This is a genomic window from Clostridium sp. LY3-2, from assembly GCF_024705715.1.
Taxonomy (GTDB): Bacteria; Bacillota; Clostridia; order Clostridiales; family Clostridiaceae; genus Clostridium.
Map to the genome: position 1 here is coordinate 1 of NZ_JAMDLQ010000014.1, position 15,119 is coordinate 15,119.

Below are 15,119 nucleotides of genomic sequence, written 5' to 3' on the forward strand. Positions count from 1 at the left end.
AAGTAACTGTAACTCAAGTTCCATCGCCTCCACAAATTACTAACTATTCAGTTTCAAATGGAGTGTATTATGTAGATCCGTTAGGTGCAAGTTATCCTATAACAGCTACTTCTAATACGGTAACTACTAATATAAATATTGGAACTTTAACAAATACAAAAACTGTAGATAAGATGTATGCAAGGGTTAATGATACTATTAACTATACTTCAACTATAACAAATACAGGAAATGTAACCTTAACAAATCTTTATTTTACAGATAATTTACAAGGAGAATTAGGATTTGTAGGGGGAACAGTTAGTATTAATGGAGTAGTCTATCCAAACTACGATCCAACTATAGGCTTCTCACTTTCAAATCTAGGAGTAGCTCAAACTGTTACAGTTAGATTTACTGCAAAAATAAATTCTCTTCCTATACCTGCATATGTAACTAACATTTCTAACGTAAACTTTAATTATAAGATAGATCCAAACGGCTCTACTATAAATAAAGATCAAAGCAGTAACTTAGTTACAACTAATGTAGTTCTAGGGCAGCTTAATTCAATTAAAATAGTAGATAAAGAGATAGCAACTTTAAATGATATCTTAACTTACACTATTACTTTAACAAACGTAGGAAATGTAAGTGATGATAATGTATTCTTCCAAGACATCCCTAGTACTGGCGTAACATTTAATCCAGGAAGTGTAACTGTAAATGGAGTAACGCAAGGGTCGTATAGTCCTATAACAGGATTTAGTTTAGGAAGTATTGGAATAGGTAACGTTGTTATAGTAACATTTACAGTTACAGTAACATCAGTTCCAAGTTCTAATAAAGTAACGAACAATTCAATTACTACTTTTAAATATGTAGTAGACCCTAAAGAAGCATCTTATACAGGAACTTCAACTTCAAATACAGTAACAACTAATATAGCTTATGGAAATTTAAGTGTTACAAAAGCAGTTAATAAAAAGTATGCAACAATAGGAGAAGAAATAACTTATACAATTACTATTGTTAATATTGGAAATATCAATGCAACTAATGTAGTATTTAAAGATCCTACACCTCGTAATTCAATATTTGTTATAGGTTCTGTTACTATTAATGGAGTAGCATATCCTAGCTATAACCCATCAGCAGGATTTGATTTAAATACAATGACACCAGGTCAAATTATTACTGTAGTTTATAAAGTTCAAGTAATAGATTTGTGTTAAAGTAAAATGATTTTAGGCGTATGAATAAAAGTTCATACGCCTTTTTATATAAAAGTATTAACAATATGAATAGTTAGTTTTAAATAATATAAATCTGTAAAAGAAATATTAAATTGATATTTTAAAATAGAGAGTATTAATAGGCTTCAAAATATAAAATTACTAAATTTTTATTATATAAATTGATAAATTAAACTTATTTTGAAAAAAGAGAAGGTAAGTCTTCTTGTAAACACTTATTTATAAGAAAACCTTTAAATGTAAAAAATGGATGAAGTTTTATAAAGGTGTATAATACCTTTAAATGGTCTTAGACATAGAAGATTGTAGCAAATATAAAGGGTTAAAGTTTGATATAACCTTATATCTCTAAGATGCAAATTTTATTGTAAATTTTGAGGAGGCGTTTTTAAGATGAATAAAAATCTTGAAGAAAAAAGAAACAGAACTTTAGGGGTTGGTATTAATAAAGAAAGAAGGATAAGGGCACCTAAGGTAGATAAGACTGCAATAAGTCCTTATGACAGGTATTGTGATGGATACGGTATGCCAGGTGCATACGGAAACGGGTATGTATCAGTTCTTACAGTGTCAGTAGGTACAGTTAAAAAGACTGATGACTTTTTATTAGATGGAATAGTTTCATATGATAGAGCAGAAATTAATGATGCTTACGTAGGACAAATCAATATGCTTACAGCTTCATCCTTTTGTGGTATAGCAGGACAAGTTTGGGGTCATGATTTAGCAGTTCATGATTCAATTGCAAAAGATGAAATAAAACCTTTATTTGAAGTGGAACAATTTGACGGAACTCCACTTAAGGTATTTGATGCAAAACCTTTATTAGAAGCAGGTATAGAATTATTTGGTACAGAAAAAGAAAGACGTTTTACAACAGCACCAGGTGCCCACGTAATTTGTGCAAATAAGAGTGTAACTTCATTTAGACCTAAAGAAGATAGACCTTTAAAAGACGGAGAAGCTTACGGAGTTTGGTCATTTATAGCTATTTCTCTTTCAAACGATAGAGACCACTGCGCAGATTTATTTATTGAAGATGCAGGGCTTTGGACTAAAAATGATAATGAAGAGGATCTTAAAAAATTCTTAGAAGAACATAGAAAATCAGTAGTTTGGTCAGTAGAAGAATGCGGAAGAGATTCTCATGTTTTATTTGAAAGAACTTATGTTGGATTTGCATACACAATAATGAAACCAGGTGAAATAGGTAATGCTTTAACTTGCGCTCCTTATGTAACTTTAGCAAGAGACGCAGTACCTGAAACAGGTTTTGGAAGTTTAAATTATACTACATTACCTGAATGGTTAGAAGAAATGGAATTTAAACCATTAACTAAATGTAATGAGAAATAACATTATCTAAAAAAATCAAATAAGATTTAGGAGGTATTGTTATGGCTGATAATAATAGTCAAGGAGATAATGGAAGCACTAAAAAGCTAGGAGTTGTAGCTTTAGCAGGTGTTGTTATAAGTGCTATGCTAGGTGGAGGAGTTTATAACCTTCCACAAAATATGGCTCAAAACGCTTCAGCTGGTGCAATTTTAATTGCGTGGGTTATAACTGGTGTAGGTATGTGGTTTATTGCAAACACATTTAGAATACTTGCAGCAGCAAGACCAGACGCAACAACAGGTATATACGCTTACGGTGAACTAGGGTTTGGTAAGTTTACAGGATTCTTAATGGCTTGGGGTTACTGGATTTGTAACTCTTTTGCAAACGTAGGATATGCAGTACTATTGATGGATTCTTTAAATTACTTTTTCCCAGGATACTTTAAAGGTGGTAACGACTGGTTATCAATAGCTTGCGGCTCCGTTGTACTTTGGATAATTTACTTTGTAGTATTAAGAGGCGTAAAACAAGCTACTTTTATAAATGTAATAGGTACCATAGGTAAACTAGTACCTCTTGCAATATTTTTACTAGCATTAGTTATTTCATTTAAAGCATCTTTATTCTTTACAGATTTTTGGGGATTAAAAACAGTAGTTTCTGTACACGATACTGCGTTAGGTGGATTATTACCACAAATTAAAAGTACAATGCTTGTAACTTTGTGGGTATTTACAGGAATAGAAGGTGCAGTAGTTGTATCAGGTAGAGCTAAATCTCAAAAGGATGTTGGGAAAGCAACATTTTTAGGATTTTTAACTTGCTTGATTTTATATACAGCACTTTCATTATTACCACTTGGTGTAGTTCCTCAAGGTGCAGTTTCTAAAATGGCACCACCTTCTACAGCAGCAGTACTAATGACTGTTATGGGTAAATGGGGAAGTATAATTATGAATATAGGTGTAATTATAGCTATTTTAAGTTCTTGGCTTGTTTGGACAGTTATGCTTTCAGAACTTCCATTTGCAGCAGCTAAAGACGGAACTTTCCCAAAAGAATTTAGAAAAGAAAATAAGAATGAAGCACCATCATTTTCACTTCTTATTTCAACTATAGTAATGCAAGTTATATTAATTTGTGTTCACTTTGCAGGGAATGCATGGAATATGATGCTTAGTATTACAAGTGTAATGGCACTACCTTGTTATATAGCATCAACATTATATCTATATAAAATAGCTAAGAAAAATGATAATTTCCCTAAGATATTTGCAAGCCGTAAATACGCTGTTGTTACAGGTTTATTAGGTACGATATATGGACTTTGGTTAATCTATGCAGCAGGACTTGAATACTTACTTATTGCACTTGTAATATACGCTTTAGGTATTCCAGTATTTAAAAAAGCTAGAAGAGAATCAGAACCAAACAGTAAAGAGTTTACAAAGGTTGAAAGATACGTAGCTATAGGACTTGTTATTCTTGGGATAATAGGTGTAATTTATTTATTAAAATTTATGTAGAAAAAAATATATGTAACCGTTGACATATAAAAAATAATATAATATACTCTAGGTAGAAAAGAAACTAGTAATAGCGAGGTAGTTATTACTTGAGTATGTAACTGGTAAGCAGGCAGAACTCAGACTATATAGGAATTTTTGCGTTCCTAGCATAGTCTGAGTTTTTTTTCTGGAAAGGAGGATTTTATAATGAAAATAAGTCAGATTCTAAATAATAATGTAGCTGTTGTAAAAAGAGGGGATAACGAGGTGATCGTGTATTCTAAAGGAATATCATTTAAGAAAAAAGCAGGGCAAACAATAACAGAAAATGAAATTGAAAAAACTTATGTTTTAGACTCTAATGATATGTTAGAACACTTTAGTTATCTTTTATCTAACACCGATGAAAATCAAATTGTCTTAACAAATGAAATAATTGATTTTGGTGAAAAATTATTAAATCAAAAGGCAAATAGCTATTTAACTCTGACATTATTAGATCATATTAATTTTGCTTTAAATCGTGCTAAAAAAAATCAATTTATTAGTAGTCCTTTGACTTGGGAGGTAAAAAGATTTTATCCTAAGCATTTTGAAATAGGACTGTATGCGTTAAATAAGATTAATAAGAAATATAATATAGAATTTCCAGAAGATGAAGCTGTATCAATTGCATTACATTTTGTAAACTTACAAGAAAATAGAAACAACATAAAAGTAACTATAAAGGCTATGGAGTCCCTTAGAGATATAATTTCTATAATTCAATTTTCATATTCAGTTAATATTGATGAAACATCCTTAAATTATATGAGGTTAATAACTCATCTTCAATATTTTCTTTATAGAATTAATAAGGGTCAAATCTATAACGATAATGATGTAGAACTAAATAATCAAGTTAAAAAACTTTATAGTAGAGCTTACGAATGCGTAAATAAAATAGGAATTTATATAAAGGAACAATACGATACAGATATATCAATTGATGAGGAAACTTATTTAATGCTTCATATTCACAGAGTGACAAATAGAAATGAGAGAGAGGAATAGAAATGAAGTATAAAGAATTTAATAATATGATTATTGAATTAGTAGGTGGAAAAGATAATATTCAAGCAGTTGTACACTGCATGACTAGATTAAGATTCACATTAAAAGATAGATCAAAAGCTAAAGGTGATGAAATAAGAAAATTAGATGGGGTAGTAGATGTCGTATCAAACGATGTTGCATATCAGATAATAATCGGAACTCATGTAAGCGAAGTTCATAGCGAACTTATAAATATGTTAGAACTAAGTGAAAATGAAGAGGTTAAGAAGGGTAAAAAAAATCCAGTAAAAGCGGTATTAGATTTACTTTCTGAATCAATGACACCTATTTTAGAGCCGATTATAGCAGCTGGTATGCTAGCTGGAGTTTTATCACTTTTAACTCTTACAGGAATAATATCAGCTGAAAGTCCTACGTTTTTACTGTTAGATAACATTAGGTCAGCTATATTTTTCTTTTTACCAATATTTATGGCTATGTCTTGTGCAAAGAGGCTTAATGCTAGTCCGTATTTAGCAGTAGCACTTGCAGCTACGTTATTATCAACAGGTATAAATGGTGTAAGTGGGCTTAGTATTTTTGGAATATCACTTCCAACAACTACATATTCAAATTCATTTATTCCAATAATTTTAGCAGTATGGTTTATGGGATATGTGCAAAAGGCTTTAAAGAAAGTAGTTCCACAGTTTTTGCAATATTTCCTTAATCCAGTATTTACACTAATAATATGTCTTCCAATAACTCTTATGTTATTTGGGCCTATAGGAGCTTGGATAGGCGATGGTATGAGTTATGTTTGTTTATTCTTAATGGACAAACTAGGAAATTGGAGCGTTATAGCTTTATATGCAGCATTACAACCTTTCTTAATAATGCTAGGAGCTGGAAACTTCATTATTCCGATAGTAGTACAATTCCATTCTGAATTAGGATACGATCCTATTTTTTATGCAGCATGTACAATTTCAGATATAGCAGTAGCAGGTGCTATGCTAGGATACTTCTTAAGATCTAAAGATAAAAAACAAAAGCAACTTTTCGGTACATTTAGTTTTAGTGCTTTGATGGGGGTTACAGAACCTGCAATCTATGGTGCATTCGTAAAATTTAGAAGACCTTTTATAGCAGTTATGATTGGTGGTGGAGTAGGAGGTCTCTTTGCTGGGATAGCACAGGTTAAAACATATGCTATGGCTTGGGGACTTGCAGGGTTACCTTCATATATAGGTAATAATGATTATAAGAACTTTTATTCAATGATAATTGCAGTAGTTATTGGTTTTGTAGTAGCTTGTGTTGTTGGGTATTTAATTGGAATACCAAAAGAGGATGATTCAGAAGAAAATAAAATAGAAAAAGTAGATAATTTAAATGAAACTAATGAAACTAAATCACTTATTAAAAGGTCAGTAGTTTATGGCTGTACATCTGGTGAGTTAATAAAACTTTCAGATATAAAAGATAAGGCTTTCTCTAGTGGTGCACTTGGTAAGGGAGTTGGGATTAGTGCGAATTCTAATCTTATAGTTTCACCTATAGAAGGGGAAATAGTTAGCATTTTTCCAACAAAACATGCTTTTGGTTTAAAAAGCAAAGATGGAGTAGAATTATTAATTCATATCGGTATAAATACAGTTGAACTAGATGGAGAAAACTTTGAACTTTTAGCAAAGGTTTCAGATAAAGTTGAAGTAGGTACTCCTTTAGTTAAAGTAGATTTTAATAAGATAAAGGAGCAAGGTTATGATACTACAGTAGTTATGGTTGTAACTAACTCTTATGAATTTATGGACGTAATACCTAGTGAAGCGAATAAAATTGATGAGAAAAATGAATGTTTAAAAGTTATTTTATAAATTACGGAGGGTTTTATGATTAGAGAAGATTTTTTATGGGGAGGAAGCATAGCAGCTCACCAATGCGAAGGTTCTTTTGATAAAGATGGTAAGGGTATCGGGATAATGGATTTAGTAACTAGTGGAAGCTATGAAAAACCAAGGGAAATATGTACTGAAATAGATGATAATAAGTTTTATCCATCTCATACAGGGATAGATTTTTATAATAGATATAAAGAAGATATAAAATTATTTAAAGAAATGGGATTTAAGGCTTTAAGGATATCTATAGATTGGTCAAGAATTTATCCAAATGGGGATGATGAAACTCCAAATTTAAAAGGATTAGAATATTATAAAAATCTTATAGAAGAGTTAATTAAGAATAATATTGAGCCTATAGTTACTTTATACCATTTTGAGATGCCTATAAATTTAGTAAATAAATATGGCTCTTTTAATAATAAAAAGGTGGTAGATTTATATTTAAAATACTGTGAAACAATGTTTACCTTTTTAAAAGGAAAGGTGAAATATTGGGTTACATTTAACGAGATGAATCATATAGACCCACAAACAGAAGCATCTGATATATTTACGTATATTATTGCAGGACTTAAATATACTACAATGAAAGAAAAAAAGAAAACATTAGCGAGTATTAGCTACAATATGACTTTAGCAGGTGTGAAGGCAGTTGAGTTAGGACATAAAATAGATAGTTCTTATAAGATAGGATGTGTTTTCGGATTAACACCGGTATATCCTATAGATTGTAACCCTAAAAATGTTTTAAATGCTTTTAAGGAGATGGATAGAGAATTTTATCAGATAGATGCTATGTGTAACGGGAAATTCCCAGAATATAAGCTAAAACAATACAAAGATTTAGGGATTGTTTTAGATATAACTGAAGAAGATAAGGAAGCTTTTAAAAGAGGAAAAATAGATTTTATTGGAATCAATTATTATTCTTCAAGTGTAGCGCATCACGATAAAGATTGTAATGAAGAAGAAACTTTGTTTGGTGGAATACAAAACCAGTATCTTGAAAAAAGTAAATGGGGCTGGGCGATAGATCCTTTAGGGTTAAGGTATTTATTAAATTATGTATATAGAAGATATGAATTACCTATAATAGTAACTGAAAACGGCTTAGGAGCTATTGATAAAAAGGATGAAAACGGAAAAATCCAAGATGATTATAGGATAGAATATCTAAATAGGCATTTAATAGAGCTTAAAAAAACAATCGAAGAAGATTATGTAGATTGCTTTGGTTATCTTATGTGGGGGCCGATTGATTTAGTAAGTGCAACTACTGGTGAAATGAAAAAAAGATATGGTTTTATTTATGTTAACAAACACGATGATTTAACAGGTGACTATAAAAGAGAAAAGAAAAAATCGTTTTATTGGTATAAAGAAGTAATAAAGACAAATGGAGAAAGTTTAACTTAATAAAAATTTATAATATAGAGATTTTAAATAGATACTAAATCGGTGAATTAGTATCTATTTTTTTTATTAAAAGAAGACTTTTAGGGAATAAAAATACTATGGAATAAATTACTAGTGAAATAAAATAAAATATTTTAAATAAATACTTGAAACGTTGTTTCAAAGATGTTAATATATAATCAACAAATGAAAATGATTTCAAAAGAAAATTTAATTAAAGGTGGTTTAAGGATATGGATAGATTAAATTTAGGAAAATTAACAACTGAAAGCAGAAATTCAAACACATTAAATATAGATAAAGTATCAACTTTAGAAATGGTTAAAATGATAAATAACGAAGATAAAAAAGTTGCAGAAGCGGTAGAAAAGGAACTTCCAGCTATAGCAGAAGCTATAGACGGAATAGTTGATAGAATAAATAAAGGGGGAAGACTTATTTATATAGGTGCTGGAACGTCAGGAAGACTTGGAATTTTAGATGCATCTGAGTGTCCTCCAACTTACGGAGTTTCAGAAGAATTAGTTCAAGGGATTATAGCTGGAGGAAAAACAGCTATATTTAAAGCAAAAGAAGGGGCAGAAGACTCTAAAGAACTTGCAATAGGAGATTTAAAAGATAAAAATATAACAGAAAATGATACTATAGTAGGTTTAGCAGCATCAGGAAGAACTCCTTATGTAATAGGAGGTTTAGAGTATGCAAATTCTATAGGCGCTTTAACTGTTTCAGTAACTTGTAATAGTGATTCAGAAGTTTCAAAAGCTTCTAAGATAAAAATATCTCCAGTAGTTGGAGCAGAAGTAGTTACAGGGTCAACTAGATTAAAATCAGGAACAGCCCAAAAGTTAGTTTTAAATATGTTATCAACAGGAAGTATGATTAAACTTGGAAAAGTTTTTGGAAACCTTATGGTAGACGTTCAATCTACTAATGAAAAGTTAGTTGAAAGAGCAAAGAGAATAGTAAGTGAAGCAACAGGTGTTACTTTAAAAGAAGCAGAAGAAGCATTAAAGAAAACAGATTTCGATGTAAAACTTGCAATATTTATGATTTTATCAGGATTAGATTTAGATAAAGCTAAAGAAAAGCTAGATAAAAACAAAGGTTATATAGCTAAAGCTTTAGAAGATAAGTAATTTATATTTGGGAGATTTTAAATCTCCCAAATAATTAAATAAAAATTATTTAAAGGTATTATAGGAATCATGTAAACGATTATAATTAAAGGGAGGCTATTATTATGACAAATGCAGAGATTGCAAAAAATTTAGTCCAATTAGTTGGGGGAAAAGATAACATTAAAAGTGCACAAAACTGTATGACTAGATGCAGACTAGAACTTTTTGATTTTAGTAAAGCTGATATCGAAGGGTTAAAAAAATCAGAAGGTGCTTTAGGGGTAGTAGAAGCAGAAGGTCAACTTCAAGTTATTTATGGACCAGGTAAGGTTAATAAAGTAACAGAAGAAGTACAAAAACTTTTAGGTGATAAAAAGATAGCTTTAGGGGAAGACGCAGTAGCACAAACTAAAGCAAAACTAAAAGAAAAAAATAATACTAAATTTAAAAACATATTAAAGAAATTAGGTAATGTATTTATTCCACTTATTCCTTTATTCGTTGCTTGCGGATTAGTTTTAGCTGTTAATAATATTGCTAACGTATACTTTGGTGAAGCTTATAAAGCTACTAACGTTTCTCAAATTATAGGCTTAATCGGAAACGGAGTATTCTCAGTTTTATCAGTATTAGTTGGTGTAAATGCAGCTAAAGAATTCGGTTCACAAATGCCTATGATGGGTGGTGTTTTAGGTGGTATTTTATCAGCACCAGCACTAGCTAACATAACTTTATTTGGTGAAAAATTGACTCCAGGTCGTGGCGGAATTATTTCAGTAATCTTAGTTGTAGTACTTTCAGTTTATATAGAAAAAATTTGCAGAAAGTTTGTTCCTGAAGTTTTAGATTTATTTATCACTCCATTAGTTACTTTAACTATTTCAGTTCTTATAGCATTATTTATACTTCAACCAATCGGAGGGTTTATATCAGATGGTATAGGGATGATAGTAGCCCAAACAGTAGCATCAGATAATAAAATAGTAGCAATAATTTCAGGTGCAGTATCTGGAGGGTTATTCTTACCTTTAGTTATGACAGGAATGCACCAAGCTTTAACTCCAATACATGCAGATTTAATTGCAACAGTAGGATTTACAGTTTTATTACCAATCTTAGCTACAGCTGGAATGGCTCAAGTAGGCGCAACAGTTGCAGTACTTAAGAGAACTAAAAACGAAAGACTTAAAAAGACAGCTAAAAACGGATTAGTTCCAGGGGTTCTTGGAATAGGAGAACCTTTAATATACGGAGTTACACTTCCTCTTGGAAAACCATTTTTAGGAGCTTGCCTTGGAGCTGCAATAGGTGGAGCTGTTATGGCAGCCTTTAACGTAGGTGCAGTAGCACTAGGAGTTTCAGGTTTACCTTTAGCATTACTTATAGCAAACGGAAAAATGCTTCAATTCTTACTAGGAGTTTTAGCTTCTTATATCGGAGGATATGTATTTACAAATATGTTAGGATTTGAAGATCCTGTAGAATAATTAAAATATAAATTAAGGGGATGCTAAATTTAAGCATCCCCTATAAGTAGATAAGGAGATTTTTTTATGAGTTTAGGTTTTTCAGTTTATTTTGGGTTAGATAACACTAAAGAAGAAAATATGGAGCTTTTAAAGCGTGCAAATACTTTAGGATTTACTAGAATATTTACATCACTTCATATTCCAGAAGCAAATTATAAAGTATTAAAAAAAGAAGTTAAAGAGTTTTATAGCCTTGCAAGAAAATTTGATATGGATATTATAAGTGATATTTCACCTAATACTTTTAAGTTTTTAGAACTAGAAGATATGGATATAAAAGGACTTAGAGACTTAGGGGTTAAAACTATAAGAATAGACTTTGGATACACAGAAGAAGAGATAGCTAAGATGAGTAAAAATGATTTTGGAGTTAAGATTCAATTAAATGCATCTACTATAACTAAAGATTTTTTTAGAAGATTAGATAAATTTAATCCAAACTACGAAAATGTTGATGCTCTTCATAATTTTTATCCAAGAATCGGTACTGGTATTTCAGAAGAATGTATGATTGAAAAAAATGAAATATTATTAGATAGAGGCATATCTCCGTCAGCTTTTGTAGAGTCAAGCTATAGAAAGAGAAGCCCTTTAAAAGATGGCCTTCCGACTTTAGAAGACCATAGAGGAGTCCATATAATTAAAGCTTCAAACCACTTAGTAGCTTTAGATAACAAATCTATATTTATAGGAGATTCTTTGCCAAGCTTAAAAGAATTAGAGGATTTAGCTTCATTAAGAGAAGATGCAGTTAAAATAGATATAAAATTAAAAGTAGAATTAGACGAAGTTTCAAAAAGACTTTTAAAAGAAACTTATAGTTCAAGAACAGACGACGCAAGGGATGCTATAAGAGCTTCTGAAAGCAGACTTTTATTAAATGGAGGAGTAATAAAACCTTTAAATACTATAGAAAGGAAAGCTTTTTATATAACTATAGATAATGAAGATTATAAAAGATATATGGGAGACTTACAGATTTTAAAAAGGGATTTAGAAAGAGATGATAGAATAAACGTAGTAGGGGAAGTTTTACAGGAAGACTATTATCTATTAAAATATATAAGAAACGGAAAGAAATTTTATTTAAATATAGTAGATTAAAAGGGTGATTAGATGGACGTAATCGAATTTATAAAACAAAATTATGATAATTTTACTGAAAGAGAAAAAAAGATAGCAGATTATTTAATAAAAACTAAAGAAAGTATTATAGAACTATCAGCAAAAGAAATAGCTGATAAAACTGATACTTCTGCACCTACTGTAGTTAGGTTTTCTAAAAAGTTAGGTTTTAGTAGTTTAAATGAAATGAAACTAAAGTTATCTATTTCTTTAGAAAAAAAAGAAGAGCCTAATGGATTTGAATATTTAGATAAAAGCTTAGAAACTAAAAGCATAATCTATGGAATAAAAAATTCTATCCATCAAGCTGTAGATAGTACTGTTGATTTAATTTCAGAAGAAGAATTAGATAAAGCTATCAAACTACTAGTAAATGCTAAAAACATATACGTATTTAGTATAGGGAGTTCTCATCTAGTAGGGTTAGACCTTTATTATAAATTAAGTAGAATAAATAAAAGATGTATCGTCCACTCAGATACTCACCTTCAAATAACCTCTTCAGTCTTAATGGAAGAAGGGGATGTAGCAGTAGCTATATCATATTCAGGTGAAACTCGTGAAATATTAAAGTGCACAGAAAACGCAAAGAAAAAGGGAGCACCTGTAATTTCAATTACAAGGGCAGCTGTAAACAACAAACTTGAAGGACTCTCAGACATAACTTTAAAAGTTCCGTTTAGAGAGCGTTCTTTAAGAGAAGGTGCTATAAGTTCAAGAATATCTCAGCTTGCGATTATAGATATGCTTTATCTTGGAATCGCAAGAAGTGATGTAAAGTCTGTAGAAGAAAAGCTTATAGAAACAAGAAGTGCAATAGAATATTTAAAAGAATAAGGAAATGACTTCATAATGATTTAGATTATGAAGTCATTTTAAATTAAGGGATATTTTATATTATATAAAGGAATAACTAAAATAGGAGTAATTAATAAAGGAGTATTATTATGTTTTTTAAAGAAATTCTCTTATGTTATCCTGTAAATTATAATATTGAATCTAAAAATATAGACAAAAAACTTATGTATTCTCAGTATAATTCTCTAATAAATCTTTTAATAAAGAATAAAGTTAATATAAGATTTTTAGATCCTATATACGGTGAGTCTCAAGTTTATACTAGGGATTTAGCATTTCAAATAGAAGATGCATTTTTCATTAGTAATATGAAAAGGGAAAACAGAAGACAAGTAGTAAAAACTATAGAAAAGTATTTTAAAGAAAAGAATTTAAAATATTATAAAATGAAAAATAATATTGAAGGTGGAGATGTTATCCACTACAAAAACAAATTATTAGTTGGAATGAGTAATAGAACAACAAAAGATGCAGTAGAAGAACTTCAAAATTATCTAAAACTTTTAAAAAAGGATATTGATATTATTAAAATCGAATTTGAAAAAGATAAGCTAATTCATTTAGATTGTGTATTTAACATAATAGATGAAGAAACTTGTGTTGTATCAGAATATGTTTATAATATAGAGGAAATTAAAAAAATATTTAATAAAGTTATTATTATAAATAAAAAAGAAACATTAGATTTAGGTACGAATTTTATTACTATAAATGATAATCTAATCTTAACTTCAAACAAGGAAATGCATAAAACTTTACTAAAAGAAAAACTAAATACTATATATCTAAATTATTCAGAGTTTATAAAAGGTGGAGGGAGTTTCAACTGTACAACTTTACCTTTACTAATAAAAAAAGAGAATTGAAAAATTCTCTTTTTTTATTGTTCCAGTTTTGTATATAATTTAAATTTATAAAAGTAACCTTTTAGTATTTTAAGAGTAAAAGCATATTTACCGAATTCATTTGCAAAAATACAGCCTATAGTTTCTTCTTCATTATTATCCTTAGAAACTCTAATTACTTCTATTCCAGCATTTGGAACAGGAACTCCAAATGGGTCTAAAACTATTCCATCTATTAAGGTACTTTCAAAATTATTAACCTTTAAACAAACATTTGCAGTTTTATGCTCATAGAAGTAAGAAGATGGGACTCTAGCTATACTATGCTTCATTTTCATTACCTCTTAAAACTATATTCATAGTTATTTTCTTGTATTTTTTAATGTATTCATAATCAAGATATTCATATTTTTTATCATCAATAATAAGATAATCTATAATAAAGGAATTCATATTAGTATCCATTTTACCTCCTAAAAGGTGGAGTAGCAAAAAGCTACTCCTATATTAAAACTTTATATTAAGCAGCTAAATTAAAGCTCATTGTATAAGCAGTTGAAGCTGTTAAATTAGAAGTAGATGCACAAGTTACTATTAATGTTCCAGGAGTTGTAGTATCATCTACTGTAACATTACTAACAGGAGTATTAGGAGCAGCTGTTAAGAAGAATTGGAATCCTTCGTTGTAAGTGTATCCAGCTGGGATAGTTACATTAAATACTGTAGATCCATCTGGAGTTGGTTTGTTTTGAGCTGTCATTCCAGTTACATCATAATAATATCCAAGATTAGCTACAGATATAGCAGCATCAGTAGTATATTTTTGTACGTTAATAGTTGCCATTTAAATTTCACCTCTAAAAATATTTGGGAAAAATTTTATTCCCAATAATATAATATGGAAATACTTAAAATTTGTTACATAATAATTTAATATATTTCTTTAAATGGATTGTTAGCTTCAATTATAAAAGTACTTTCCGGATAATCTGAAAGATTTATTATAAAGCTAAATTCTCCAAATAAATTAGTAGTAGTGTAAGCTAATTTTTCAGTTATTTCTATATTTCTTTTGTTTATATAGTTTACATAAAGTATAACAACTGAGTCATAAACAGGATTATTGTTTGAGTCTGAAACATAACCACTTATAAGCCTTTTGCCATTTTTATTCACACAATTTTTCATAAAATTTACTC

General features: G+C 29.6%; 15 protein-coding genes. 11 read left to right on the top strand and 4 right to left on the bottom strand.

The annotated features are described in order from the left end of the window. The 11 genes from M4I33_RS03895 to M4I33_RS03945 form a co-directional block, all read left to right on the top strand. The coding region (locus M4I33_RS03895) for a DUF11 domain-containing protein (protein ID WP_257915571.1) at positions 1 to 1,214 on the top strand (1,214 nt) is incomplete at its 5' end. A 414-nt stretch (positions 1,215 to 1,628) separates the two neighbouring features. Next, positions 1,629 to 2,591: a histidine decarboxylase, pyruvoyl type gene (gene hdcA, locus M4I33_RS03900; RefSeq protein WP_257915572.1), complete on the top strand. Its 963-nt coding sequence runs from the start codon at positions 1,629 to 1,631 to the stop codon at positions 2,589 to 2,591. Positions 2,592 to 2,632: 41 nt separating this feature from the next. Then, a complete protein-coding gene (locus tag M4I33_RS03905) occupies positions 2,633 to 4,102 on the top strand; it encodes an amino acid permease (RefSeq protein WP_257915573.1) in 1,470 nt (489 codons plus the stop codon). 189 nt (positions 4,103 to 4,291) lie between these two features. Next, positions 4,292 to 5,137: a PRD domain-containing protein gene (locus M4I33_RS03910; protein ID WP_257915574.1), complete on the top strand. Its 846-nt coding sequence runs from the start codon at positions 4,292 to 4,294 to the stop codon at positions 5,135 to 5,137. A 2-nt stretch (positions 5,138 to 5,139) separates the two neighbouring features. After that, a complete protein-coding gene (locus M4I33_RS03915; protein ID WP_257915575.1) occupies positions 5,140 to 6,999 on the top strand; it encodes a beta-glucoside-specific PTS transporter subunit IIABC in 1,860 nt (619 codons plus the stop codon). A gap of 15 nt (positions 7,000 to 7,014) precedes the next feature. Continuing rightward, positions 7,015 to 8,442 (top strand): glycoside hydrolase family 1 protein, encoded by a 1,428-nt coding sequence (locus tag M4I33_RS03920; RefSeq protein WP_257915576.1) that lies wholly within the window; start codon positions 7,015 to 7,017, stop codon positions 8,440 to 8,442. A gap of 233 nt (positions 8,443 to 8,675) precedes the next feature. Further along, entirely contained in the window at positions 8,676 to 9,581 is a 906-nt protein-coding gene (gene murQ, locus M4I33_RS03925) for an N-acetylmuramic acid 6-phosphate etherase (protein ID WP_257915577.1), read from the top strand. 104 nt (positions 9,582 to 9,685) lie between these two features. Next, positions 9,686 to 11,050, top strand: a complete 1,365-nt coding sequence (locus M4I33_RS03930; RefSeq protein ID WP_257915578.1) for a PTS transporter subunit EIIC — start codon at positions 9,686 to 9,688, stop codon at positions 11,048 to 11,050. 66 nt (positions 11,051 to 11,116) lie between these two features. Continuing rightward, the gene (locus M4I33_RS03935) at positions 11,117 to 12,196 is read left to right on the top strand and encodes a MupG family TIM beta-alpha barrel fold protein (protein WP_257915579.1); all 1,080 of its coding nucleotides are present in this window, start codon (positions 11,117 to 11,119) and stop codon (positions 12,194 to 12,196) included. A gap of 12 nt (positions 12,197 to 12,208) precedes the next feature. After that, positions 12,209 to 13,054 carry a MurR/RpiR family transcriptional regulator gene (locus M4I33_RS03940; RefSeq protein WP_257915580.1) on the top strand — a complete coding sequence of 282 codons (846 nt, stop codon included), beginning with the start codon at positions 12,209 to 12,211 and terminating at the stop codon, positions 13,052 to 13,054. A gap of 110 nt (positions 13,055 to 13,164) precedes the next feature. Next, positions 13,165 to 13,941 (top strand): dimethylarginine dimethylaminohydrolase family protein, encoded by a 777-nt coding sequence (locus M4I33_RS03945; RefSeq protein WP_257915582.1) that lies wholly within the window; start codon positions 13,165 to 13,167, stop codon positions 13,939 to 13,941. A 14-nt stretch (positions 13,942 to 13,955) separates the two neighbouring features. Here M4I33_RS03945 and M4I33_RS03950 read toward each other — a convergent pair whose 3' ends face one another. The 4 genes from M4I33_RS03950 to M4I33_RS03965 all read right to left on the bottom strand — a co-directional run bounded on the left by M4I33_RS03950 (position 13,956) and on the right by M4I33_RS03965 (position 15,108). Continuing rightward, a complete protein-coding gene (locus M4I33_RS03950; protein ID WP_257915583.1) occupies positions 13,956 to 14,252 on the bottom strand; it encodes a hypothetical protein in 297 nt (98 codons plus the stop codon). Further along, on the bottom strand, positions 14,242 to 14,385 hold the full coding sequence (locus M4I33_RS03955) for a hypothetical protein (protein WP_257915584.1): 144 nt from the start codon (positions 14,383 to 14,385) through the stop codon (positions 14,242 to 14,244). Before M4I33_RS03955 ends, M4I33_RS03950 begins: the two co-directional genes overlap by 11 nt. 55 nt (positions 14,386 to 14,440) lie before the next feature. Beyond that, positions 14,441 to 14,764: a hypothetical protein gene (locus tag M4I33_RS03960; RefSeq protein ID WP_257915585.1), complete on the bottom strand. Its 324-nt coding sequence runs from the start codon at positions 14,762 to 14,764 to the stop codon at positions 14,441 to 14,443. A gap of 86 nt (positions 14,765 to 14,850) precedes the next feature. Continuing rightward, positions 14,851 to 15,108 carry a hypothetical protein gene (locus M4I33_RS03965; RefSeq protein ID WP_257915586.1) on the bottom strand — a complete coding sequence of 86 codons (258 nt, stop codon included), beginning with the start codon at positions 15,106 to 15,108 and terminating at the stop codon, positions 14,851 to 14,853. Between the last annotated feature and the right edge of the window lie 11 nt (positions 15,109 to 15,119).